Annotated in this window: 26 protein-coding genes; 14 read left to right on the forward strand and 12 right to left on the reverse strand. The window is 39.2% G+C overall.

The window, feature by feature from the left end; translation table 11 throughout:
• Positions 1-7: 7 nt before the first annotated feature.
• Genes LPB86_RS04760 through LPB86_RS04775 form a run of 4 tightly spaced genes read left to right on the forward strand, consistent with a single transcriptional unit; the run spans position 8 to position 3,288 of the window.
• Positions 8-1,411 carry a hemolysin family protein gene (locus tag LPB86_RS04760; RefSeq protein ID WP_230641484.1) on the forward strand — a complete coding sequence of 468 codons (1,404 nt, stop codon included), beginning with the start codon at positions 8-10 and terminating at the stop codon, positions 1,409-1,411.
• A 10-nt stretch (positions 1,412-1,421) separates the two neighbouring features.
• The gene (locus tag LPB86_RS04765) at positions 1,422-2,126 is read left to right on the forward strand and encodes a 16S rRNA (uracil(1498)-N(3))-methyltransferase (RefSeq protein WP_230641487.1); all 705 of its coding nucleotides are present in this window, start codon (positions 1,422-1,424) and stop codon (positions 2,124-2,126) included.
• Complete coding sequence (locus tag LPB86_RS04770; protein WP_230641489.1) at positions 2,123-2,785, forward strand: DUF4159 domain-containing protein; 663 nt, start codon at positions 2,123-2,125, stop codon at positions 2,783-2,785. The genes LPB86_RS04765 and LPB86_RS04770 overlap by 4 nt, the downstream gene beginning before the upstream one ends.
• Positions 2,786-2,787: 2 nt before the next feature.
• On the forward strand, positions 2,788-3,288 hold the full coding sequence (locus tag LPB86_RS04775; protein ID WP_230641491.1) for a biotin/lipoyl-containing protein: 501 nt from the start codon (positions 2,788-2,790) through the stop codon (positions 3,286-3,288).
• On the opposite strand, the gene LPB86_RS04780 is transcribed toward LPB86_RS04775, so the two are convergent.
• Positions 3,275-4,888, reverse strand: coding sequence for an SUMF1/EgtB/PvdO family nonheme iron enzyme (locus tag LPB86_RS04780; RefSeq protein ID WP_230641494.1), 1,614 nt, complete (start codon positions 4,886-4,888; stop codon positions 3,275-3,277). The two genes, LPB86_RS04775 and LPB86_RS04780, sit on opposite strands and share 14 nt — an antisense overlap.
• A 194-nt stretch (positions 4,889-5,082) precedes the next feature.
• Here LPB86_RS04780 and porV point away from each other — a divergent pair, with 194 nt between their 5' ends.
• On the forward strand, positions 5,083-6,255 hold the full coding sequence (gene porV, locus LPB86_RS04785; RefSeq protein ID WP_230641497.1) for a type IX secretion system outer membrane channel protein PorV: 1,173 nt from the start codon (positions 5,083-5,085) through the stop codon (positions 6,253-6,255).
• 75 nt (positions 6,256-6,330) lie between these two features.
• Positions 6,331-6,822 (forward strand): 2-C-methyl-D-erythritol 2,4-cyclodiphosphate synthase, encoded by a 492-nt coding sequence (gene ispF, locus LPB86_RS04790; protein WP_230641499.1) that lies wholly within the window; start codon positions 6,331-6,333, stop codon positions 6,820-6,822.
• Here ispF and LPB86_RS04795 read toward each other — a convergent pair.
• From LPB86_RS04795 to LPB86_RS04810, 4 genes are all read right to left on the reverse strand, one after another.
• On the reverse strand, positions 6,807-7,682 hold the full coding sequence (locus LPB86_RS04795; protein ID WP_230641501.1) for a pirin family protein: 876 nt from the start codon (positions 7,680-7,682) through the stop codon (positions 6,807-6,809). The two genes, ispF and LPB86_RS04795, sit on opposite strands and share 16 nt — an antisense overlap.
• 63 nt (positions 7,683-7,745) lie before the next feature.
• Positions 7,746-8,276: a YceI family protein gene (locus LPB86_RS04800; RefSeq protein WP_230641503.1), complete on the reverse strand. Its 531-nt coding sequence runs from the start codon at positions 8,274-8,276 to the stop codon at positions 7,746-7,748.
• A 93-nt stretch (positions 8,277-8,369) separates the two neighbouring features.
• Positions 8,370-8,960: a Crp/Fnr family transcriptional regulator gene (locus LPB86_RS04805; protein ID WP_230641505.1), complete on the reverse strand. Its 591-nt coding sequence runs from the start codon at positions 8,958-8,960 to the stop codon at positions 8,370-8,372.
• Between the two features lie 11 nt (positions 8,961-8,971).
• Positions 8,972-9,172 carry a FeoB-associated Cys-rich membrane protein gene (locus LPB86_RS04810; protein WP_370632797.1) on the reverse strand — a complete coding sequence of 67 codons (201 nt, stop codon included), beginning with the start codon at positions 9,170-9,172 and terminating at the stop codon, positions 8,972-8,974.
• 153 nt (positions 9,173-9,325) lie between these two features.
• Between LPB86_RS04810 and LPB86_RS04815 the strand changes: the two genes are divergently transcribed.
• From LPB86_RS04815 to LPB86_RS04830, 4 genes are read left to right on the forward strand one after another with little or no spacing between them, the layout of a single operon-like run.
• A complete protein-coding gene (locus LPB86_RS04815; RefSeq protein WP_230641507.1) occupies positions 9,326-9,898 on the forward strand; it encodes a thioredoxin family protein in 573 nt (190 codons plus the stop codon).
• Between the two features lie 8 nt (positions 9,899-9,906).
• Positions 9,907-10,623: a 3-ketoacyl-ACP reductase gene (locus tag LPB86_RS04820; protein WP_230641509.1), complete on the forward strand. Its 717-nt coding sequence runs from the start codon at positions 9,907-9,909 to the stop codon at positions 10,621-10,623.
• Positions 10,624-10,633: 10 nt separating this feature from the next.
• Complete coding sequence (locus tag LPB86_RS04825) at positions 10,634-11,323, forward strand: YjjG family noncanonical pyrimidine nucleotidase (protein ID WP_230641513.1); 690 nt, start codon at positions 10,634-10,636, stop codon at positions 11,321-11,323.
• Between the two features lie 28 nt (positions 11,324-11,351).
• Positions 11,352-12,257 (forward strand): glycosyltransferase, encoded by a 906-nt coding sequence (locus LPB86_RS04830; protein WP_230641515.1) that lies wholly within the window; start codon positions 11,352-11,354, stop codon positions 12,255-12,257.
• Here the strand turns inward: LPB86_RS04830 and LPB86_RS04835 are convergent.
• Entirely contained in the window at positions 12,254-13,006 is a 753-nt protein-coding gene (locus tag LPB86_RS04835) for a bifunctional 2-polyprenyl-6-hydroxyphenol methylase/3-demethylubiquinol 3-O-methyltransferase UbiG (protein WP_230641517.1), read from the reverse strand. The genes LPB86_RS04830 and LPB86_RS04835 overlap by 4 nt on opposite strands.
• 121 nt (positions 13,007-13,127) lie before the next feature.
• Between LPB86_RS04835 and LPB86_RS04840 the strand changes: the two genes are divergently transcribed.
• Together LPB86_RS04840 and LPB86_RS04845 are read left to right on the forward strand one after the other, a co-directional pair.
• Positions 13,128-14,393: a glycosyltransferase family 4 protein gene (locus tag LPB86_RS04840; protein ID WP_230641519.1), complete on the forward strand. Its 1,266-nt coding sequence runs from the start codon at positions 13,128-13,130 to the stop codon at positions 14,391-14,393.
• Positions 14,393-15,151, forward strand: a complete 759-nt coding sequence (locus LPB86_RS04845; protein WP_230641522.1) for a glycosyltransferase family 2 protein — start codon at positions 14,393-14,395, stop codon at positions 15,149-15,151. Before LPB86_RS04840 ends, LPB86_RS04845 begins: the two co-directional genes overlap by 1 nt.
• Here LPB86_RS04845 and LPB86_RS04850 read toward each other — a convergent pair.
• Entirely contained in the window at positions 15,148-16,146 is a 999-nt protein-coding gene (locus tag LPB86_RS04850; protein ID WP_230641523.1) for a glycosyltransferase, read from the reverse strand. The genes LPB86_RS04845 and LPB86_RS04850 overlap by 4 nt on opposite strands.
• Positions 16,147-16,239: 93 nt before the next feature.
• Between LPB86_RS04850 and LPB86_RS04855 the strand changes: the two genes are divergently transcribed.
• Positions 16,240-17,721 carry an oligosaccharide flippase family protein gene (locus LPB86_RS04855; RefSeq protein ID WP_230641525.1) on the forward strand — a complete coding sequence of 494 codons (1,482 nt, stop codon included), beginning with the start codon at positions 16,240-16,242 and terminating at the stop codon, positions 17,719-17,721.
• Here LPB86_RS04855 and LPB86_RS04860 read toward each other — a convergent pair.
• Complete coding sequence (locus LPB86_RS04860) at positions 17,718-18,605, reverse strand: FkbM family methyltransferase (protein ID WP_230641527.1); 888 nt, start codon at positions 18,603-18,605, stop codon at positions 17,718-17,720. The two genes, LPB86_RS04855 and LPB86_RS04860, sit on opposite strands and share 4 nt — an antisense overlap.
• A 127-nt stretch (positions 18,606-18,732) precedes the next feature.
• A complete protein-coding gene (typA, locus tag LPB86_RS04865; RefSeq protein WP_230641529.1) occupies positions 18,733-20,535 on the reverse strand; it encodes a translational GTPase TypA in 1,803 nt (600 codons plus the stop codon).
• A gap of 138 nt (positions 20,536-20,673) precedes the next feature.
• Between typA and LPB86_RS04870 the strand changes: the two genes are divergently transcribed.
• Positions 20,674-20,880, forward strand: a complete 207-nt coding sequence (locus tag LPB86_RS04870) for a hypothetical protein (RefSeq protein ID WP_230641531.1) — start codon at positions 20,674-20,676, stop codon at positions 20,878-20,880.
• On the opposite strand, the gene LPB86_RS04875 is transcribed toward LPB86_RS04870, so the two are convergent.
• The 3 genes from LPB86_RS04875 to LPB86_RS04885 form a co-directional block, all read right to left on the reverse strand.
• Entirely contained in the window at positions 20,862-21,389 is a 528-nt protein-coding gene (locus tag LPB86_RS04875; protein ID WP_230641533.1) for a DinB family protein, read from the reverse strand. The genes LPB86_RS04870 and LPB86_RS04875 overlap by 19 nt on opposite strands.
• Positions 21,390-21,398: 9 nt before the next feature.
• Positions 21,399-21,656, reverse strand: coding sequence for a DUF4834 family protein (locus LPB86_RS04880; RefSeq protein ID WP_230641535.1), 258 nt, complete (start codon positions 21,654-21,656; stop codon positions 21,399-21,401).
• A gap of 93 nt (positions 21,657-21,749) precedes the next feature.
• Complete coding sequence (locus LPB86_RS04885) at positions 21,750-21,947, reverse strand: YwbE family protein (protein ID WP_230641536.1); 198 nt, start codon at positions 21,945-21,947, stop codon at positions 21,750-21,752.
• Position 21,948: the final 1 nt, after the last annotated feature.

The raw sequence follows: 21,948 nt of genomic DNA on the forward strand, positions 1-21,948 counted from the left end.
GATTTGTATGTTTGTACTGACATCATTTGATGGGTTTTTACCTGTTTCAACATTGGCCTTTGCAGCGCCTGATGTCCCCGATACTGATTCGGTAGGATGGCGCCTGGTATTAGCATTATTTTTGGTGCTGCTAAATGGTTTTTTTGTTGCTGCTGAGTTTGCCATTGTAAAGGTTCGTGCATCGCAAATAGAGATTAAAGCAAAGTCAGGTAACCGGGTTGGTAAAATGGCCAAAAATATAGTTCATAACCTGGACGGTTACCTTGCTGCTACACAGCTTGGAATTACCCTGGCCTCTCTGGGTCTGGGTTGGGTTGGTGAGCAGGTAATGCATACCATATTCCTCAACCTGTTTGACGGCTTTCATTTGGAAGTAAGCAGTGCTTTTATCCATTCTGCCGCCACTGTTGTTGCGTTTTCTGTGATTACGATCATGCATATTGTTTTTGGGGAGCTAGCCCCTAAATCACTGGCCATTCAACGGCCTGTTGCTACTACCCTGTTTGTTTCAGTGCCGCTGCAAATTTTCTACGTTGTCTTTAAACCATTTATCTGGACGCTGAACCGCCTGGCATCAATAATTCTGAGGCCATTTGGTATCAACACTGCCGGGGGGCATGAGTCTTTGCATAGTAATGAGGAATTACAGTATTTGCTGGATCAGGGCAAGGAGAGTGGCGCACTTGAAGACAATGAGCACGAATTGATCAAGAATGTTTTTGATTTTAACGAGCGGGTTGTTAAAAATATAATGGTTCCGAGAACTAAAATTTCGGGGATTGAGTTGGGTACGCAAAAGGAGGAGGTTATCAATCTGATTATTGCTGAAGGCTATTCCAGAATGCCTGTATTTGATGGTATTATTGATAAAATTATTGGTATTATACACGCTAAGGATGTACTGCCATTATTGGCCAGTAAAAAAGACTGGACACTAAATGATATCATCAGAAAGCCTTATTTTGTTCCGGAGACTAAAAAAATCAACGACTTGTTGAGTGAGTTGCAGCAGAAACGCATTCAGATTGCCATTGTGATAGATGAATTTGGTGGTACTGCTGGTATGGTGACTTTGGAAGATATAGTAGAAGAGATTGTAGGTGAGATACAGGATGAATATGATGAGGAGAAACCTACCGTAGAAAAGATTTCTGATACTGAATTTGTGATCAATGCTTACGCTACTGTTTACGATGTAAATGAGTACCTGCCGCATGACCTGCCGGAAGATGAAGATTTTGATACCGTAGGTGGTTTGGTTTCGCATGCTTTTGGTAAAATCCCTGAAGTAGGCGATAGCGAGGAGTGCTATGGTTACCTCTTTACCATTTTAAAAAAGACCGAGCAGAATATTGAAACGATAAAACTGGAATTGGTTATCCATAAAGACGATATGGTTGACAATCACTAATTGTTTTCCTATGCATGTTTTTTATACCCCCGATATTCAATCTGATACTTACACCTTAAATGAGGAGGAAAGCCGTCATTGTGCTAAAGTATTGCGCTTGGGAAAGGGTGATAAAGTAACTTTAATTGATGGCAGAGGTGGGCTTTATGATGCAGAAATTGTAGGCGAAACTAAAAGAAACATAACGCTTAGCATTCTAAATACCACGCTTAATTACCAAAAGCGTAATCATCATCTACACATTGCTATTGCACCCACTAAAAATATTGATCGTTATGAATGGTTTTTAGAAAAGGTAACGGAAATAGGGGTGGAAGAAATTACACCAATTATCTGCGAGCGTTCTGAAAGGAAGGTGGTAAAAGAGGATCGCTTAAACAAGGTCATTACTTCTGCCGTAAAGCAATCGCTCCAGGCCTATCATCCAATTCTTAATGAAGCGGTTTCATTTAAAGATTTTGTGCAGTCTGCCAGTGCTGCCGAAAAAATGATTGCCCATTGCGTAGCCGGTGAACCGAGACAGTTTATTGATCAAATTGCCCAGCCGGCAAAACAATACCTCATTTTAATTGGCCCTGAGGGTGACTTTAGTCCTGCTGAAATTGAATTGGCTTTGCAAAATGGTTTTAAACCTTTAACTTTAGGTACTACAAGGCTAAGAACGGAAACCGCCGGACTTGCCGCTTGTTTTGAAGTCAATTACCTAAACAGATGAAAGCTAAGCTGCTTTATTTAGTATCAACAACGCTGATTGTTCTACAGAGCAGCTTTTGCATCCCTACTTATAAAATTGCCAAGCTTAAATATAGTGGAGGAGGGGATTGGTATGCCAATAGAACGGCTCTTCCCAACCTGATCAGTTACTGCAATAAAAACTTATTGACCAATATTGCTGCCGAGGAAGCAATTGCAGAGCCAGGCAGTCCTGAGCTATTTAATTACCCCTTTATTTACATGACCGGGCATGGCAATGTGGTCTTTAACGACGCTGAAGTTGCCAATTTGAGAAGTTATTTAATTTCTGGTGGTTTTATCCATATTGACGACAACTACGGCCTAGATAAATTTGTAAGACGGGAGATGAAAAAGGTTTTTCCTGAGCTTTCTTTTGAAGAACTTCCGGCAGATCATTTACTTTATCGTCAGAAGTTTAAATTTCCTAAAGGCTTGCCAAAAATCCATGAACATGATGGTAAAAGACCTCAGGGCCTGGCACTGATCTGGAAGGGACGGATAGTTTGTTTTTACACTTACGAATGCGATTTAGGCAATGGTTGGGAAGATGCCGGAACTTACCCCGAGGATAGTGTTGATAAGCGCACAGAGGCGCTGCAAATGGGTGCTAATTTGATACAATATGCTTTAACATTATAAGTATGTACAAAATAAAGGTAAATGACCAGTTCAATTTTGAAATTGAAAACGATCAAGATGCTTTAAAAGTTAATGGAGAAAATGTGGCAATGGATATACAGCAGCTTGCCGCAGGCCGCTTTCATTTTTTGTACAAGCATAAATCTTACACGGTTGAATTGGTATCTGAGAATAGCGCGGATAAAACAGCTTTTGTAAAGGTAAATGGTAAAGATTATCAGGTTGCTCTTGAAGATAGGTTTGACCTGTTGTTAAAACAGATGGGGATTGATAATTTTGCTGCTGGAAAATCAGCAGAAATAAAAGCTCCTATGCCTGGCTTGGTATTAAATGTGCTTATTGTGGAAGGGCAGGAGATAAAAAAGGGTGATAACCTGATTGTTTTGGAAGCCATGAAAATGGAAAACATGCTTAAGTCTGCCGCCGATGGCATCGTTAAGCATGTTTTAGTTTCTCAAGGAGATAAAGTAGAGAAGAACCAGGTGCTGGTTACATTCTTTTAGGATTAAATTTAGGGCTGCTTCTTTGTTTAAATTCGGTCTTGCCTGCGGTACTGATTTCAGGCGCACCAAGCATTGTCATTGCGCATCTAAAGCCTATATCAGCAGTTGATTCATCCTGTTGCATGAACCTTCTCATAGCTGGGTTAAGCCATAAAGCCTGGTCTTGCCATGAACCTCCTTTGTAAACCCTGGATTTATTATTTACCAACGTAATCTCTCCATATAATTCATTTTCTCTGTCACGATAACCACGCTGATCTGCATAAGAGGTATTTCCTCTCAAGGAGTCAACAACTGCAGGAGCATTTGCTGCTGCTTGTTTTTGTGCCCAGGTTTGTTTTTTTCCTCCTATAGCGGCCTGAAGAATAGGACGACCGTATTTATCTTTGTCAAGCTTTCCACTGGTAGGGTCCAACATTTTCTTATCCAGGTAATAGTTACCTCTGTAAGGATTGAATGCATCTGCAGCCTCAAATGTGCCCGTACGGTATACATCGGCAACCCATTCGCTTACGTTTCCGGCCATATTGTAAAGACCAAAATCATTAGGTGTGTAAGATCTTACTGAAACAGTAACGCCACCTTTATCATTCAGGGATCCACCTACACCCATGTAATCTCCCTTTGTTCTTTTAAAGTTGGCCAAAATAAGTCCACGTGTTTTTTTCTTAGCAGAACTTAGCCCAAGCCCGTTCCATGGATAGATTTTATTTTCGCCAATGTTTTCATATTGTGTATTGCCGATGAGTCCAAGGGCCGCATATTCCCATTCTGCTTCTGTTGGCAGTCTGTAAGGTTGTTTGATGACGCCATCTTCTAATCTTACATTTCGCGTAGGCGCATCTTTACCTGTACCTGCATTACCCGCAGTATTGGCCGCGCTGCCTGGGTTAAGGTCTTTTTTAGCTCTTTTTCCCCTATCGTCAATTTGACCGTTTAAGTATAAATCAGTGTTGAAAGGCTCTTTTGCACCAGGATTTACCGGTGCTGTTGTATTTGAATTGGCACCACCATTAAGATCTTTAAAAGAGGTCATGAAGCCTTGTTCCCGAAGTAATAGTTCGTTTACACGGTCCGTTCTCCATGCGCAATAGCGCTGTGCCTGTTCCCAGGTAACGCCCACAACCGGATAGTCCTGATAGGCAGGGTGCCTAAGGTAATTATCTACATAGGGCTCATTATAGGATAGCGGCTGGCGCCAAACCAACGTGTCTGGCAACTCATTGTAATAGTATTCCTGGTCTCCCGGATAGGTATTCCTGATCCAGTTTAGGTATTCCAGCCAGTTGGTATTAGAAACTTCGGTTTCATCCATGTAAAATGAAGATACAGTAGTTTCGCGTTTATGGTTATAATTGCCCAGTTCTTGTCCTGGTACATTGATTGCGCTACCACCCATTACAAATACTCCACCCTCAATTTCCATTAAGCCGGGGCCGGGACCACGTCTAAACCTTGTATTCACTTCAAAACCTCCGTTGGTTTTTTGATTGTAAGCCATACCAGTTTTATCAGAAGTATTGTTCTTAGAAGAATTACACGAGATAATTGCGGTTGTAGAGACAGATAAGATATATAAAAGCAGATGTGACGTTTTCATAGGGGCTTGTTAATTAACACCGATTGTTAAAATTACTAAAAAAAAGGCTTTAGCGCCAAAATAATATTTCTTAATTTATAATAAGCGGGTTTACAATTGTCTGCGTATAAATTAAGGCTTTAATGCCCTGCTGTTATTTATTGCTTTGAATTTACTGGTTAGGATGGTAACTTGCAGAATAATTGTTATTGCAGATGAATTTAAAATACTTTCTAAGAATTGTATTTGGTACCACTTTTTTACTAACAACATATTTTAATTCGGGGGCACAGGGAGTAGATCCGGTTACGCAAACTAATGGGAGTACAATAAACAATATTGTTACCGGAGTGCCGTTTTTGCTCATTACTCCAGACTCCAGGGCGGCAGGAATGGGAGAAGCTGGTGTAGCTATTGAGGGGGATGTTAACGCTGCCAGTATCAATCCGGCTAAATTGGCTTTCTTAGAAAAACGTTACGGATTTTCAGTTTCGTACAGTCCCTGGTTAAAAAATATTGTTGATGATGTGAGCCTGACTTATTTAAGCGGCTTTTATAAATTAGATGATCAAAGTACCGTAGGCGCTTCATTACGTTATTTTTCTCTTGGTAAAATTCAGCTTATTGATGCCAACCAAACAGATCAGGGTACCTATAGTCCTAATGAATTTGCCGTTGATGCTACCTATTCGCGCCGTTTTGGCGAAACGTTTTCATTGGGAACATCTATCCGTTATGTGAGGTCGGGATTAACATCGGGGCAATTTAATGGTCAGGATACAAAGGCCGCTACAGCTCTGGCGGCAGATGTTTCTGCCTTATTAAAGAAACCAGTGTACTTAATTGGTAAAGAGGCGCTGCTATCAGCGGGAATTAACATTTCAAATATCGGTTCTAAACTGAGTTATTCTGATGATGGTACCAGGTATTTTTTGCCTACTAACCTCAAAATTGGGGCTGCTTCTACTTTTTTACTGGATAAAAGCAATGAGCTTACATTTGCGCTTGATTTTAATAAGCTGATGGTGCCTACGCAACCCAGTTACGATGTAGATGGGAATATTATTGCAGGTAAAAATCCAAACCGATCTGTGCCTGCAGGGATCTTTGGCTCTTTTAACGATGCTCCGGGAGGCTTTAAAGAGGAGGTGAAAGAAGTAAATGTGGCTTTTGGTATGGAATATTGGTACAAGAAACAAATTGCTTTTAGAACTGGATATTTTTATGAAAGCCCGGATAAGGGCGACCGGAGATACTTTACCCTGGGTGCCGGATTTAAATACAGTAATTACAATTTAGACATATCTTACCTTATTGCCAATCAACAAAGGAGTCCGCTGGCCAATACCTTAAGATTTACACTGCTGTTTAATTTTGACAGTAAATAACAAAATAACAAATGAAACCATCATGTTCTTTTAAACCCTCGCTAGGGCCTATGAAAGCTTTAAAAATATAAACAGATGAAAATTAAAGTAGGTTTTGGCTTTGATGTACATCAGCTAAAAGATAACCATCCTTTTTTTGTTGGTGGGGTCAATTTAGAGCACCATAAAGGTGCATTTGGGCATTCGGATGCAGATGTGCTATTGCATGCTATTTGCGACGCCTTATTAGGTGCTGCTAATTTGCGTGATATTGGATTTCATTTTAAAAATACCGATCCCAGATGGAAAGGGATCAGTAGTATTGTGTTGCTGCAGGAAACAATGAAGTTATTGGCAGAAAAGGGTTGGAGCGTAGGGAATATTGATGCTATGTTGTGTTTAGAGGCACCTAAGATCAATCCCCACATTCCGCAAATGCAGAAAAATATTGCCGCGGCAATAGCTATTGATGAAGAAGATATTTCTATTAAAGCAACCACCAATGAAACTATGGGTTTTATAGGCAGGGAGGAAGGCGTAGTTGCCTACGCCGTATGTCTCATCCAAAAAGCTTATTCATCTAAATAGCCAAATTTACCTTGGTTATAGTCACTGATGGCTAGCTGAATTTCTTCAGGCTTATTCATTAAAAATGGGCCATACTGTGCAATTGGCTCATTAATTGGCTGTCCATTAAGTACCAGTACCACGCTATTTTCTAAAGCTTCTATTTCAATCTGCGTACCTTCATTTTTAAAATGGATAAATTGGTCCGCATTTGCGATTTCATTGTTATTGATCCTGATTGAACCTTCGATAACCATAAAGCCGGTGTTGAATTTTTCGGGGAAATCAAATATTGCTTTTCCTGCCTTATTAAGCCTGGCATTGTAAACGTTAATTGTACTAAAAGTGCTTGCAGACCCTATTACCCCCTGATATTCGCCAGCAATGACTTCGATGGTGCCACCATTTTGGGGCAGTGTATATTGGCCAAGGTTTTTATGGCTGATGCCCTGGTATTTTGGGCTGCTCATTTTGTCTTTTGCCGGTAGGTTTACCCAAAGTTGCACCATCTGGAAGGGGCCGCCCTTTTGACTGTATTCCAGTTCATGGTATTCTTTGTGCAGGATGCCACTAGCTGCAGTCATCCATTGAACATCACCTGGATAAATAACCCCGCTGTTGCCCGCACTGTCATGGTGTGCTACTGCACCATGGTAGGCAATGGTTACCGTTTCAAATCCCCGGTGTGGATGTACGCCTACACCACGTGGATTGGTACGCGCGGAAAATTCCATTTTAGCATTATAATCCAGTAGAAAAAAGGGACTCATTTTAATTTTATAACCACTTGGGAAAAAATTATGCACCCTAAAACCATCTCCTACCATATGTGGTGCCGGTGCATTTAAAATGCCCGACACCATTTTTGTTGTTGCTTCCATTTGTCTGTTTATTAGAACCGGATGCTAAATTTATTTAATTGCAAGGCAAAGGCCTTGATAAAACTAAGCTTGTTTTACAAACTGTAGTTCACCCAATAGGCGAACTTCGTCGCTCAGCATTACGCCACCTGTTTCAAGGGCTGCATTGTAAGTTAAGCCAAAATCACCCCTGTTAATTTTTCCATTTAAAGTAAAACCGGCTTTAGTATTTCCCCATGGGTCTGTAGCTGTACCACCAAATTCTACATTAAGTACAACAGGCTTTGTAACACCTTTAATGGTAAGGTCTCCTTTTAATTTGTAATCGTCTCCATCTTTGGTGAATGAAGCAGATTCAAATGAAATTGTAGGAAATTGTTCTGCATCAAAAAAGTCACCTGTTTTTAAATGCCCGTCTCTGTCCGCATTTCCAGTGTTGATAGAAGCTACCTGTGCAGTAAAAGAGGCTTTAGCATTTTCAAAATCGTCGCTTTCAGTAGCAACTTCTGCTGAAAAATCATTAAAACTACCAGTTACGGTGGTAATCATTAAGTGTTTTACTTTAAACTGAAGTTCGCTATGGGTTGGGTCTAATACCCATTTAGTAGTTGCCATAATTTCTTGTTTTTAATTTCTTTAATTAATATTTACACCACAAAATTACAGCAACAGTGGCTGCTGTACATTGATGTATGATAAGAAAAGAAATTAGGGTCTGAAATGTTTGTGGGCAAGGTCTTTACGTACCCGGCTCAACGACTCGGGCGTAATGCCCAGGTAGGAGGCAATCATCCATTGCGGTACCCTAAGGGTTAGGTTGGGGTAAAGTTTAATGAAATCCAGGTAACGCTCTTCTGCGGTAGCGCTAAGCAGCATGTTGATGCGCTTTTGCATGAAACGTATGGCATTGTTCAGCATTTTGTTGTTAAGATCACCAAAACAAGGTACAAGTTGTGCGGCGTTAACCATGAAATCTTTGGAAATAATTATGGCTTCAGTAGGTTCAATGGCATCAATAAAAAACTCTGAGGCTTCATTGAACAGTACTCCATTCCGTTCTGACATCCACCAAAGTTCAGGAGCAAATTGAATGATGTGGGTTTTCCCTTTGCTATCTATAGAATAGCTGCGTAGCAGGCCATCAGTTACAAAATAAGTTTTGGTTGAAACTTCTCCTTTGGACAGCAGGATTTCATTCTTATCGAACTTTTTTACTTTGAGATCTTTTGCTACTGAATCGAATTGTTCATCAGTAAGTGCTATGCTTTTCTGTAAATAGGTTTTTAGTTTGTCGAGCATAGCGCCAATAATTATTTATTTTCAGGCTTTACATCCGAGAAATCGACCCCACACTTGCAGTTCGATCCGCAATTGCCACTCTTTACAACAAGTGAACGATAAAGCATTCTGCCAATATAAAACAATGCTGCTACAAATAAAATAATTACCAATACTGTTTGTATGTCCATAATTACAAAAATAATTAAAGCTATGCCTGTTGAAGTCTGCATAATGTCAATTTAGCGGGGCTATATATTTCATTACACAAGTTTATCTTGTAGATTTGAAAATAAAAATCTAAAATCATATCATGAACCATCATGATCTTTCAAAACATAGTGGAATGATTAAGATCCTGATAGCTTTATTAAAATAAAAAACAGATGAGAAAGGCTTTTTTAACACTTACAGCAATATTACTGATCAGCGGATCCTTGTTTGCGCAGCAAGCAGCCAACACACCTCCAACCGCAGAGCAGGTGCTTTTAGAAGCTACCGCTTTGGCAAAAAAAGAGCATAAAAGCGTGTTTATCATCTTTCATGCTTCCTGGTGCGGATGGTGCCATAAAATGGATGATAGCATGAATGATCCGGCTGTGAAGACCTACTTTGATAAGAGTTATGTAATCAGGCACCTTACCGTAATGGAAGCTAAGGGTAAGGAAAATTTGGAAAATCCAGGTGCTTCAGACTTGTTAAAGAAATACAACAGCGATGGCTATGGTATCCCGGTTTGGTTTATTTTTGATAAAAACAGGAAGTTACTGGCAGACTCGCACATCAGACCTGCAGGCACGGGTTTTGAAGTTAAAGGAAGCGGTATCATCGGTTGCCCTGCTGCTAAAGAAGAGGTGGCAGAATTCATCGCCGCATTAAAAAAATCATCCTCGCTAAAAGAAAATGAACTTGCCGCAATTGCCGATAGGTTTAGTAAAAATAGTCAGGCGGGTCACTAATTAGTTTTATGGAATCATTAAAAGGAAAAAATGCACTGATAACGGGTGCAGGAAAAGGAATTGGCCGCGCTGTTGCCATAGCATTGGCACAGGAAGGCGTTAATGTTGGTTTGCTGGCCAGAACAGAAGCTGACTTGTTAAAAGTAGCAGAAGAACTGAAACCGTATGGTATAAAAACAGTTATTGCTGTTGCGGATGTTGCCGATATTGACGCTGTAAATAAGGCTGTAGCAATTTTAAAAAATGGTTTAGGTAATGTGGATATTCTGATCAATAATGCGGGGACAGGCATTTTTGGCAAATTCATGGAACTGGAGCCTGCACAGTGGGAGCAGATCATTAAAGTGAATCTTTTTGGACCATATTATGTAACTAGGTCAGTATTGCCTGATATGATTGAAAGAAAGACGGGTGATATTGTTAATATTTCTTCTACCGCAGGAAAAAACGGGGCTGCAATAACAAGTGCTTATAGTGCTTCTAAATTTGGATTAATTGGTATGTCTGAATCGTTAATGCAGGAAGTCCGCAAGCATAATATTAGGGTAACAACACTTACACCAAGTACCATTGCTACTGATATGGCAATGGACTTGAAACTCACTGATGGTAATCCTGATAAGGTAATGCAGGCAGAGGATTTTGCGGAACTGATTGTGGCCCAACTTAAACTGAATAGAAGAGTTTTTGTAAAGGAAGCTGGCATCTGGTCTACAAATCCATAACCATTTGTCAATGATTAAGCATATATTTTTTGATTTAGACCATACCATTTGGGATTTTGACCGCAATGCAGAGGAGACTTTAACCGGTTTGTATCACCATTACCAACTGGATACATTGGGTTTAAATTCTGCTGCAGATTTTATTTCGGTTTACACAGAAAATAACCACCAGCTTTGGGCAGATTATCATTTGGGAAAAATCACCAAAGAAATACTTAGGGCCCAGCGTTTTAGCAAAACCTTTATCCAAATGGGGATTCAGCCTGATCGTATTCCCGCTCAGTTTGAGGAGGACTACGTGCGCATCAGTCCTACGAAAACGAACTTGTTTGAAGGAACGGAAAAGGTACTGTCATATCTTCAAAAAAAATATACTTTACATATCATTTCTAACGGCTTTAAAGAAACTACGCTTACAAAGATGGATGTGTGCGGACTAAATTGTTATTTTAAAAATGTGATCATTTCTGAGGATGTTGGCGTAAACAAGCCTGATAGACGTGTTTTTGAATATGCGTTGGAGAAAGCAGCTGCATTGAAGTCTGAAAGTATTATGATTGGCGATAGTTTGGAAGCGGACATCAGGGGGGCGCAGGATTTTGGAATGAAGGCCATCTATTTTAATCCTTTGAATAAGGAAAAGCCAGCAGATGTGGCATGGCAGATTTTTCATTTGGAAGAATTGCTGGAACATTTTTGATTAAATTTGAAGTTTGTAAAAAGAATACATGCAGAATTTTGCACCCATAGCCTTATTTGTTTATAACAGGCCACAGCATACCGAGCGGACTTTAAAGTTTTTAAAGCAAAATGAACTGGCAGCAGAAAGCAGGCTGTTCATTTTTTCTGATGGCGCAAAGAGCTCAAAAGATGAAGATAAAGTGGCGGAAGTTAGGGAACTTTTAAAAACTATAGATGGTTTTAAATCAATTGAAATCATTGAAAGTGATATTAACCTTGGGCTGGCGGCTTCAATTATAGCTGGTGTTACAAAGCTGGTTAAAGATTATAAGCAGGTGGTTGTATTTGAAGATGACCTCATCAGCTCTCCTCATACGCTTACTTATTTTAATAATGCATTGAATAAATACCGCGAAAAAGACAAGGTGATGCATATTGGGGCCTATATGTACCCGCTAAAGTCGGTAGAAGAATATCAGGAAGATGCATTCTTCTATCGTGCGGCTACCAGTTGGGGTTGGGCAACCTGGGAGAGGTCATGGCAATACTTTGAACCAGATATTGATCTGTTAATGTCGAGGTTCGATGCAGATAAACGAAATGAATTTTCCATAAATCATACCATGAACTATTGGAAGCAAATGATCGAATTTAAAAAAGGCAAGAATAATTCTTGGGCCATTAGGTGGTATGCAAGCATCTTTTTAAGAAATGGACTTACCTTAAATCCAGTTCATTCACTGGTAAATAATATTGGCCATGACGGCACTGGGGTGCACTCTGGGATTAATGACATTTACAATGTAATTATAAACCCCAAGCCGATTACAAAGTTTCCGACAGAAATAAAAGAGGATCTTATTGTTTATAAGGCATTAAAAAACTTCTTTGCAAACAGAAAAGGTACACTTTGGCAAAGAATTAAAAGATACGTTATTCAACAGATAGGTTAAAGTGGCTTCTTGGCTTCAACAATGATATATGGAGAAAGTTGTTTTGAATTAAATGGAATTGTTTTGGTAAGGATTTTTCCAGCTACCCAAATCGCCTTTTTTAACAACTGCAAAGGTAGCGGCTTTCTTTTTTCATCTTCCAGCCAGATACTAAAGTAACCAGAATGCTTTGCCTGTATCACCTCCAGACCAGCATTGCTGCAAATTTGTGCTAATAAAGCCGGTTCCATACAATCAATGTTGTGTTTGTTGTAGTTTTCCAGGTCAAAGTGTTTTTGAAACCATCCGTTTAGTGCCTTAAAGTTTGGTAAGGTGATGAACAAGGTACCTCCAGGTTTTACAAAATTAATGTGCCGGTTAATGATGTCTGCGGTATCTTTAAAATGTTCAATCAGTCCGCAAGAAAGTACAAGGTCATATTGCTGCTCAGGTGTGTAATTAAACAGGTCGGTTTCAATGATGTGAATAGCATCTTCTTTTAAGCCATTTTCTGTAAGTAGTTTATTGGTGATTGGCTGATGAACAAAATAATCTAACAGGGTTACATCAAGATTATAATATTTTTTTAAAAAAATGCTGTAAAAGCCAGGGAATCCACCGAGCTCGATGGCGGTTTTTATAGGCTGGTTCTCTATAATTTGGGCAAACTGCTGATGAAATGTATAATTGTTTGGTATGTTGATGGATAAATCATCTTTCCGTTCCCAATAATTTACCCAAAATGCCCTGTCAGTTAATTGATCTTCCATATTCGGATTCAAATAAAGGAAATTTTAGCTGTATTCTGAAAAATAGCTTCTGTAAAATTATCTATTATAGATGGTGATTTTATTTTGCTAATATTGTGCTTGTGAGGAGGACAGTAATTTAATGAAGGTTGCACTGATCAATACATCTGATGCCGGGGGCGGGGCACCTGTTGCAAGCATGCGGTTGTTAAAAGCCCTGGAATCAGCCGGTGTTGACGTAAAATTTGTAACGCAGCAAAAAAAAACCGAAGAAGCCGCGGTGACGGAGGTAAGCAATGGTTTGTTTAGCCGCTTAAAGGCGAAATTTGATTTTTTATACGAGCGCTTGCCCTTTATCTTTTTTTATGCGAAAAATAAGTCTGTTCGGTTTGCGTTTTCAACAGCAAATGCAGGAACAAGCATTGCAGATAATGCGGCAATTTTAGACGCAGACATTCTTCATTTACACTGGACAAATTCTGGCTTTCTTTCTATTGCTGATTTAAAGGAATTGCTGAAGCTTGGCAAACCAATAGTATGGACCTTACACGATATGTGGACTTTTACAGGTGGTTGCCATTATGCAGGCACCTGCGATCATTTTATGAATCAGTGTGGACATTGTTATTTTCTAACTCATCCCGGGCCTGATGACCTTTCAAATAAAGGCTGGTTGCGGAAGGCCGATATGTATACCGCTTCAAAAAATATAGCGTTTGTTACTTGTAGCAGCTGGCTTGCGGATGTAGCTAGAAAAAGTAGTTTGCTAAAAGGTTTTTCTATCCAGTCTATCCCTAATCCTATTGATACCGAAGTATACGCTCCTAAAGATAAACTGGCTATGCGTCAGAAATGGAAAGTAAGTATTAATGCTAAAATCATCTTATTTGGTGCAGCAAACATTAACGACAGGCGCAAGGGCATTACTTACCTGGTCAACGCGCTTGAGCACTTAAAAAGAGATTACGTTTCTTCCACGCCAATCGAAGTTATGATTTTTGGGAAAAATAAACATTTTGATGTTACTCAATTGCCTTTTCCTGTCCATTCTCTAAACATGATCAGTTCCCAGCAAGATTTGGCAGAACTTTACAGCCTGGCTGATGTATATGTGCTTCCTTCTGTGGAAGATAATTTACCTAATACAGTTATGGAAGCATTATCCTGCGGCACGCCGGTTGTTGCCTTTAATACCGGGGGGCTTCCGGAAATGATAGTTCATCAAAAAAATGGCTATTTGGCAAAATTTGAATCTTCAGCGGATCTTGCAAAAGGTATATATGAAATTTTAATGAGTAACCATGCTCCTGAACTATCTTTACAGGCCAGAAATAAAGTCCTTAATAGTTTTACAGCCCATAAAGTTTCTCATCAATACCTTGAAGTATATCAATCCTTAATCCTCTAATGAACCAATCGCCATTTACATTATCGGTCATCACTATTGTATATAACAATGCCAGGGATATTGAACGTACAATGCGCTCTGTTCTTGAGCAGAGCTATCCACACATAGAGTACATCGTTATTGACGGCGCATCTAAAGATGGCACGGTAGATATTATTAATCTGTACAAATCAAAGCTAACTACATTTATATCTGAGCCGGATGGCGGCATTTATGATGCCATGAACAAGGGGCTTTCTGTAGCAAAGGGAGATTATGTATTATTCATGAATTCTGGAGATGAGCTATACGATAAGGAAACAGTAGCAAAGGTATTTGCCAGCGCATCCAATGCCGACATCTATTATGGTGAAACGGAAATGTTTAATGAGAACTGGGATAGCCTGGGAAAAAGGAGGCATCAGGTTCCGGAAACCTTTAACTGGAAAAGCTTTAAATACGGAATGAATATTAGTCATCAGGCCATTTACGTTAAACGATCCCTGGCACCGCAGTTTGATTTACAGTATAAATATAGCGCTGATATTGATTGGGTAATTAAAGTAGCTAAAAAAGCGACCAAAATTGTAAATACACGGATGTATGTAGCCAAATATCTGGTGGGTGGGGTTTCCAAACAAAAGCACCTGGATAGCTTGAAGGAACGATTTAGGATCTTTAATAAATATTATGGTCTGGTTCCAAATGTATTTAATCACTTCATTATTGCAGTTAAATTTGCCACTTACTTTATTCGGCACAGACGGAGTAATGATTAAGGTTTAATGCCCATCTTGCCCTTTGTTCCATCAGCAACGGCTTCCAATAGCTTTTTATAATTCTCCTGCTTACATGTTAGCTTACTCAGTATCCATTGTCCCGTTAAAAAGAGCTTTTTGTTAAAGTTATATAAGGTGTTATTGCTGATGTTAAGCCTCGAATAAAAATAAATGCTGTTGCGTACAAGGTAATAGGTTCTAAAACTCCACAGGTCCAAATACATTGACCGCCAAAAATGCTTTACATAGTTGAGGCTGTAAGATTTGTCTATATCGTTGATCTGACTAGATGGAACAAGCCAGATTGTACCGCCCTTTTCTGTAATCCTGTAGGTATACTCAGAATCATCGACATATACAAAGAAAGCTTCGTTGGGATAGCCAATCAGGGCAATCATTTTTTTATGAAAAAACAATCCTCCATAAGGTACGTAAGGCATAGCCGCTTTATGCTTAAAATCGCCACGCTTGATGAACCTGTCCCGCAATTTGTAGTATTGGTTTACAGGAGTTCTGAAGAAGTTAAAGCCCAAAAAGGTGTTGCTCACACTGTAAAAGCGATTTGCATTTTCGCCTTTGGCAATCATTACGTGAAGTTTTCTGTCCAATCGCAACGAGAAGAAAGCCTTTTTATCCTCAGGAACATTTACCACTGACCATTGATCTGTAAGTTTTTTAAGCGCAGCCGGATCAGGAAGGTTATCATCATCCAAAAGCCACACAAAATCAGCATCATTACCTTTGCTAAAATATTCCAGTCCCGCTTTATATCCACCAGCAGAACCTAAGTTCTCTGTATGCGTAATCACTTTAATCCGGTTGTCCTGTAAAGAGCTGCAATGCTCAGCTACATTATAGTCAGAAGCATTGTCTACAACAATAACCTGTGTTACGTTTTGCAGATTAGTAACCCTCTGAAGAACCTGTTTCAAAAATTGCCACCTATTACTATAGGTAACAATTAACACACAAATATTATATGTTATCTTTGCCATCTTATCCATGCAAGTTTACAATATTCAACACAGATAACAATAGACTTATTTACATAAAGATGGATACTAATTAAAAAACGATCTTCATTACGGATGGGCATTATTCAGCAGCAAACAATAAAAGGAACCTTTTACTCTTATATGGGTGTTTTAATTGGCTTTCTTTCTGTCTCTCTTGTACAACCCCATGTGCTCAGTCCTGAACAAGTGGGATTAATTGGTCTGCTCACGTCTTTTTCCATGTTGTTCGCTCAGCTGTCTCTCCTTGGCTTTAACGCTACGGCAAGAATTTTCCCTTACTTCAGGGACAGTAAAAATGCCGATAATGGTTATTTAGGTCTTGCTTGTCGGGTTTCTCTGGTCGGGTTTGCATTGTTCTGTATTGCTGCCTATCTGTTCAAAGACCAGATTGTTCAGCAAAAGCATTCAGGTAGCAGACTCTTTACAACCTATTACTGGTACTTAATTCCATTGACCTTTTTTACTTTGTTGTTTAACATACTAGAGCTCTATTCTCGTTTGCTGTATGATACCACTACCAGCAGGATTTTACGGGAATTTACAAAACGTATATTTATTCTTATTGCACTGTTGTTGCTGTTGTTTAGTTCAGTTAGCTTTGAAGTTTTTATGTGGGTATGGCTCTTGTCAAATATTTTGCCTACCGGCATAATTGCTTACCGGCTCTATAGCCGGGGTCAGCTCTCCTTTCAAATCAATGTCAAATTTATTAACGGGCCAATCCAGAAACAACTGGTTCAGCTTTCTTTTTTTGGAATACTCACGGGCGCATCCCCCATTATTATTGATAACATAGACAAGTACATGATTAATGAAAAGTTTGGACTTGCAAATACAGGAATCTATACCCTGGCTTTTGCTTTCGCAACCATCATTAGCCTGCCTGCACGATCTTTATACAGTATTGCTTACACTGTAATTGCGGAAGCATGGAAAAATGATGATCGGAAAGAAATCAGTACAGTATATCAAAAAAGCTGTATCAGTCAGCTCATCAGTACCTTGTTCCTGTTTTTACTGATTTGGGGGAATATCCATAACATTTATGCTGTTTTACCTCCTGAATATGCTTCAGGAAAATATGTTATATTTTTTATAGGCCTTGGTTATCTGATTGATTCCTCTACAGGTGTAAACGGGGTAATTCTTGCTACCTCCAGATTTTACAAGTACGATTCTTTTTTTAATGTTGCCCTTATTGGTGTAACGATAGCTGCAAATCTAATTTTTATACCGCTTTATGGCATCACAGGAGCGGCAATAGCCTCAGCTATCACCTTATTTACTTTTAACTTTGCACGTTATCTTTTTATTTTATTGCTGTTTAAAATGCAGCCTTATACCTATAAAACACCCTTGGCTATTATCATGAGTGTGCTGGCCTATTTTATTGTAAATGCAATACCACCTATGGCCAATTTTATTATAGACAGCATACTGCGATTTGGATTGATTACGCTTTTATTTGGCGGTGCAGTATACTATCTCAGGTTATCTGAAGACATTAATGGATTGATTAATAATTTGGCAAAAAAATACCTGCGCTTTCGCTAAACCATAGCCCTAATCAGCCCCTTTCTAAAAAATGGAGGTGCCAGGCTTTCATCAGCACTTAAAAAAAACATCAATCCCTTGGTGGTACTGGTCTTATAATTTCTTTGAGCAAGGTAAGTACTAAATTTATAAAAGTCGTTTTGCTTGTGGTAGGTACAGAGGGCAATTTTAGGATGGTGCTTTTGTATGGTTAGCTCCATACCTCTCAGTACCCTTTCTTCTGCTCCCTCAACATCAATTTTTACCAGGTCAGGAATCAATGTGCTAGCACTAAGGAAGGTGTCAATAGCTACATTGTCTGTATCATCTGCATCAGATACAAATTTTGATATTATTTCTATCTTGTCCTTCCAGGGTTCAAAAGTGGCTTCCAATGCCTCTACCCATTCTGTCTCCCTTTCAAAAAGATAAGCTTTTTTAAGCAATTCAATGTTTGAGAGGGTAAAAATGCCCTCAGCAGAACCTACATCCAGCAAGGTATCACCTTGTTTCAGCTCAAAATCCTGGTCGGTATACCGGTGAGGAGAGTCAGTGTCCTGCTCTGCCAGCAGACCATTGTATAACAGCTTAACAGTAGTAAGGTTGTAAGAACGTTTAAAATACAAACGATGTCCGTTATGATTTACCCAAAGCAGGTTCTTTTCCTTATCCTTATGAACCTGAACATCCTGAAAATTATACTTTGAGGTAAATGCATCCGGAAAAACACCCAGTGGATGGTTTTTAAGGTATTCAAGGGCAGCTTTAAATTCCGGATCTGCAGGCTCATTCCTGCTGAAGTAATCTAGGATTACAGCCTTACGCTTTTCTGCACGCTGCTTAACTTTATAGGTATTTATCCTGCTTTTAACTTTATACTGAAGTTTACTGATCAAGTTCATCATTAAATATAACGGCAATTGTAAAGGAGCCAATTTAAAGCTTTATTGGTTAAAAATCCATTTTATAAAAAAAAAAGACTGCTTTCGGGTTACGAAAACAGTCTTTAAATGGGACAAGTCAAATAAAAGATTAGAAGTTTTTACCTTTTATTTTACGTTCGTTCTCTGTTAAATAGATCTTGCGTAAACGCATACTTACTGGGGTAATTTCGATATACTCATCAGCCTGGATGTATTCCATAGCCTCTTCCAGTGAGAATTTAATTGCAGGAGCGATACGCTGACTATCATCCGTACCAGAAGCACGCATGTTGGTCAGTTGTTTTCCTTTAACAATGTTTACAACCAAATCATTATCACGGATGTGCTCACCCATAATCTGACCTTCATAAACTTCAACTCCCGGATCAACGAAGAAACGACCACGATCTTGTAATTTATCAATAGAGTAAGCAGTAGTGCTACCTTTTTCCATAGAAACCAAAACACCGTTTAAGCGTCCAGGAATAGTACCTTTCCAAGGCTCGTAAGCTTTGAAACGGTGTGCCATAATGGCTTCACCACCAGTTGCGGTTAATACGTTATTTCTTAGTCCGATGATGCCACGTGCAGGAATTTCAAACTCTAAGTGTTGAAGATCTCCTTTAGGTTCCATGATCAATAATTCACCCTTACGCTGAGTTACCAATTCAATTACTTTACCAGCAACATCTCCAGGTACATCAACAATTAAAGTTTCAACCGGCTCACATTTCTTGCCGTCAATTTCTTTAACAATTACCTGTGGCTGTCCAACCTGGATTTCATAACCTTCACGACGCATCGTTTCGATCAATACTGAAAGATGGAGAATACCACGTCCGTATACCAGGTAAGCATCAGGAGAAGGAGTTTCAACCACTTTAAGCGCAAGGTTTTTCTCCATCTCTTTGTAAAGACGTTCTTTGATCCTTTGTGAGGTAACAAATTTACCTTCTTTACCAAAGAATGGCGAGTTGTTGATGGTGAACAACATGTTCATTGTAGGCTCGTCAATTTTGATTACCGGCAATTGCTCTGGTGAATCAAAATCGGCAATCGTATCACCAATATCAAATCCGTCTATACCTACTACAGCGCAGATATCACCGGATTTAACTTCAGTAGCACGAATTTTACCTAGGCCTTCAAATGTATATAACTCTTTAACCCTTGATTTTACCATTTTACCATCACGTTTAATCAACGTAACTGGTTGGTTTTCTTTAATCACACCACGGTGTACACGTCCAACCGCAATACGGCCCACAAAAGATGAATAATCTAAAGAGGTGATTTGCATTTGTAAGGTACCCTCCAACATTGGTGGAGGTGGAATAGAAGCAATAACTGCATCTAAAAGCGGGAAAATATCAGTAGTTGGTTTAGTGTAATCCGTACTCATCCACCCTTGTTTAGATGAACCGTAGATTACAGGGAAGTCAAGCTGGTCTTCTGTAGCCTCTAAGTTAAAGAACAACTCAAAGATTTGCTCATAAACTTCTTCCGGACGGCAGTTTTCTTTGTCCACCTTGTTTACCACAACAATAGGCTTTAATCCTAGAGATAGTGCTTTTTGGGTCACAAAACGTGTTTGAGGCATTGCACCTTCAAAAGCATCACAAAGCAACAATACACCGTCAGCCATTTTCAATACACGCTCTACTTCACCACCAAAATCGGCGTGACCAGGAGTATCAATGATGTTGATTTTATAGTCTTTGTACCTTACTGAAACGTTTTTAGATACAATGGTAATACCACGTTCACGCTCCAGGTCGTTGTTATCCAATATTAAGTCACCTGTTTGTTCGTTGTCACGAAAAATTGAACACGTGTGTAAAATCTTGTCAACCAATGTGGTTTTACCGTGGTCAACGTGTGCTATAATAGCTATGTTTCTTATTTTTTGCATAAAATGCGCCTGTATTTTGGCGCAAAGATAACGTTTTTAATTGATATATTTGCCTATAAGATAGGTATATGTAATTTTCGATCTTTTAAACAATCCCCCTCTTAAACTGTTTCTGATGTGTACTTAATGAATATACAAATGAACAAGCAAAATATAGATCCCAAAATGGATGTTTCATGTGCAGATCCAAAAGAGGATACAGCAAAAAAAAGTGGGTTGGATAATTGGAACGACCGACTAGATCAAAACCTGGAGCCTGAAGCCGAAGGGAATACTTTGGCAGACGAAAATGCTGAGGATTATTCTGACAAAAAAGGAAGTGGAGATCAGTCTGATGCCAATTGAGTAAAACTTCTCTTGATGTGTTTTAATTGCTTCAAGTGGTGCTTAAGGTGAATTTCGAGGAAGCGAAACCATTGCGTTGCATTTAAATAACCCATGTTGGGGTGTTTGGTCTTGATTTCAGGACTTGCGCTTTCAAGTTTAATATAATCCCTTTCCATCCTTCGCTTAAATTTTGCAATCAGTTGCCTGGCTTCCGCTTTAGAAATGTTCTTATCCAAGCCCTTCAGCATGTCCGGAGCCTTGTATTTTCCAGGAGGTAGTGCCCCAAAAAATAGAATTAGTTTCACTGTAAAGGCTGTCGGTTTAATTTTTCCCCGGCCTTCAATACAGTCTTCCATCGTAAGAAGCGTTAAATAGCTTGCTTCCCAGATATGAGAATAGACCTGGCTGGGAGACCAACCGCCAATTGGAGGGCTGATGTTAAAAAGCCCGTCGTCTATCCTTTCGAGTTCGGAAAGGTATGTCTTAATGATTTCTTGAAGTGAGGACTGGACTGTAGCTATAGCCATAATTCCCGGCTATTTTACTTCTTCGTAATCTACAAAATCGCCCAACTTATCTGCGTTGCCTTTTTTGTTTTTTGGTGGCATATAGTCTATTGAGACAGCACCCTCAGGTTTTCTGGATTGCTGTTGTGTGGGACCATTATGTCCGGCTTGCTGTTGCATTTTGCTAAACATACTTTTTAAGACTACAGGAAAGATTAGTCTAATAATAACACGGATAATCCAGAGTATCAGTATGGTGATGAAAATGAATTTTATTAATCCTAACATTTTAAATGTTTAATATTTATAATTACAAATATAGACGCATTTGGGTTTTTATTATTACAGGAGGAGTTAGATTATTGCATAACCCTTACAATATCAATCTTCAATAATTTCAGCCACCCGGCCTATCTGGCCATCTTCCAACCTAACTTTTATACCTCTTGAGTGATAGGCTGCAGATGTAAGTAAGTTAGATACAATCCCTCTGGTCAGTTTTCCACTGCGTTGATCTTTTTTTAGTATAATGTCTACCTCTAAGCCCGGATAGATGTCATTTCGGTTTTTACCATCCATA

This window comes from Pedobacter sp. MC2016-14 (genome assembly GCF_020991475.1).
Classification (GTDB): Bacteria; Bacteroidota; Bacteroidia; order Sphingobacteriales; family Sphingobacteriaceae; genus Pedobacter.

Coding starts and splice junctions, on each gene's coding strand:
- LPB86_RS04835 (WP_230641517.1), bottom strand. CDS start 13,006: ATGGAAGATCAATTAACTGACAGGGCATTTTGGGTAAATTATTGGGAA.
- LPB86_RS04760 (WP_230641484.1), top strand. CDS start 8: ATGTTTGTACTGACATCATTTGATGGGTTTTTACCTGTTTCAACATTG.
- LPB86_RS04880 (WP_230641535.1), bottom strand. CDS start 21,656: ATGTTAGGATTAATAAAATTCATTTTCATCACCATACTGATACTCTGG.
- typA (WP_230641529.1), bottom strand. CDS start 20,535: ATGCAAAAAATAAGAAACATAGCTATTATAGCACACGTTGACCACGGT.
- LPB86_RS04810 (WP_370632797.1), bottom strand. CDS start 9,172: ATGCAGACTTCAACAGGCATAGCTTTAATTATTTTTGTAATTATGGAC.
- LPB86_RS04820 (WP_230641509.1), top strand. CDS start 9,907: ATGGAATCATTAAAAGGAAAAAATGCACTGATAACGGGTGCAGGAAAA.
- LPB86_RS04825 (WP_230641513.1), top strand. CDS start 10,634: ATGATTAAGCATATATTTTTTGATTTAGACCATACCATTTGGGATTTT.
- LPB86_RS04770 (WP_230641489.1), top strand. CDS start 2,123: ATGAAAGCTAAGCTGCTTTATTTAGTATCAACAACGCTGATTGTTCTA.
- LPB86_RS04870 (WP_230641531.1), top strand. CDS start 20,674: ATGAACAAGCAAAATATAGATCCCAAAATGGATGTTTCATGTGCAGAT.
- LPB86_RS04885 (WP_230641536.1), bottom strand. CDS start 21,947: ATGGATGGTAAAAACCGAAATGACATCTATCCGGGCTTAGAGGTAGAC.
- LPB86_RS04800 (WP_230641503.1), bottom strand. CDS start 8,276: ATGGCAACTACTAAATGGGTATTAGACCCAACCCATAGCGAACTTCAG.
- porV (WP_230641497.1), top strand. CDS start 5,083: ATGAATTTAAAATACTTTCTAAGAATTGTATTTGGTACCACTTTTTTA.
- LPB86_RS04855 (WP_230641525.1), top strand. CDS start 16,240: ATGGGCATTATTCAGCAGCAAACAATAAAAGGAACCTTTTACTCTTAT.
- LPB86_RS04860 (WP_230641527.1), bottom strand. CDS start 18,605: ATGATGAACTTGATCAGTAAACTTCAGTATAAAGTTAAAAGCAGGATA.
- LPB86_RS04765 (WP_230641487.1), top strand. CDS start 1,422: ATGCATGTTTTTTATACCCCCGATATTCAATCTGATACTTACACCTTA.
- LPB86_RS04795 (WP_230641501.1), bottom strand. CDS start 7,682: ATGGAAGCAACAACAAAAATGGTGTCGGGCATTTTAAATGCACCGGCA.
- LPB86_RS04775 (WP_230641491.1), top strand. CDS start 2,788: ATGTACAAAATAAAGGTAAATGACCAGTTCAATTTTGAAATTGAAAAC.
- LPB86_RS04840 (WP_230641519.1), top strand. CDS start 13,128: ATGAAGGTTGCACTGATCAATACATCTGATGCCGGGGGCGGGGCACCT.
- LPB86_RS04815 (WP_230641507.1), top strand. CDS start 9,326: ATGAGAAAGGCTTTTTTAACACTTACAGCAATATTACTGATCAGCGGA.
- LPB86_RS04780 (WP_230641494.1), bottom strand. CDS start 4,888: ATGAAAACGTCACATCTGCTTTTATATATCTTATCTGTCTCTACAACC.
- ispF (WP_230641499.1), top strand. CDS start 6,331: ATGAAAATTAAAGTAGGTTTTGGCTTTGATGTACATCAGCTAAAAGAT.
- LPB86_RS04875 (WP_230641533.1), bottom strand. CDS start 21,389: ATGGCTATAGCTACAGTCCAGTCCTCACTTCAAGAAATCATTAAGACA.
- LPB86_RS04830 (WP_230641515.1), top strand. CDS start 11,352: ATGCAGAATTTTGCACCCATAGCCTTATTTGTTTATAACAGGCCACAG.
- LPB86_RS04845 (WP_230641522.1), top strand. CDS start 14,393: ATGAACCAATCGCCATTTACATTATCGGTCATCACTATTGTATATAAC.
- LPB86_RS04805 (WP_230641505.1), bottom strand. CDS start 8,960: ATGCTCGACAAACTAAAAACCTATTTACAGAAAAGCATAGCACTTACT.
- LPB86_RS04850 (WP_230641523.1), bottom strand. CDS start 16,146: ATGGCAAAGATAACATATAATATTTGTGTGTTAATTGTTACCTATAGT.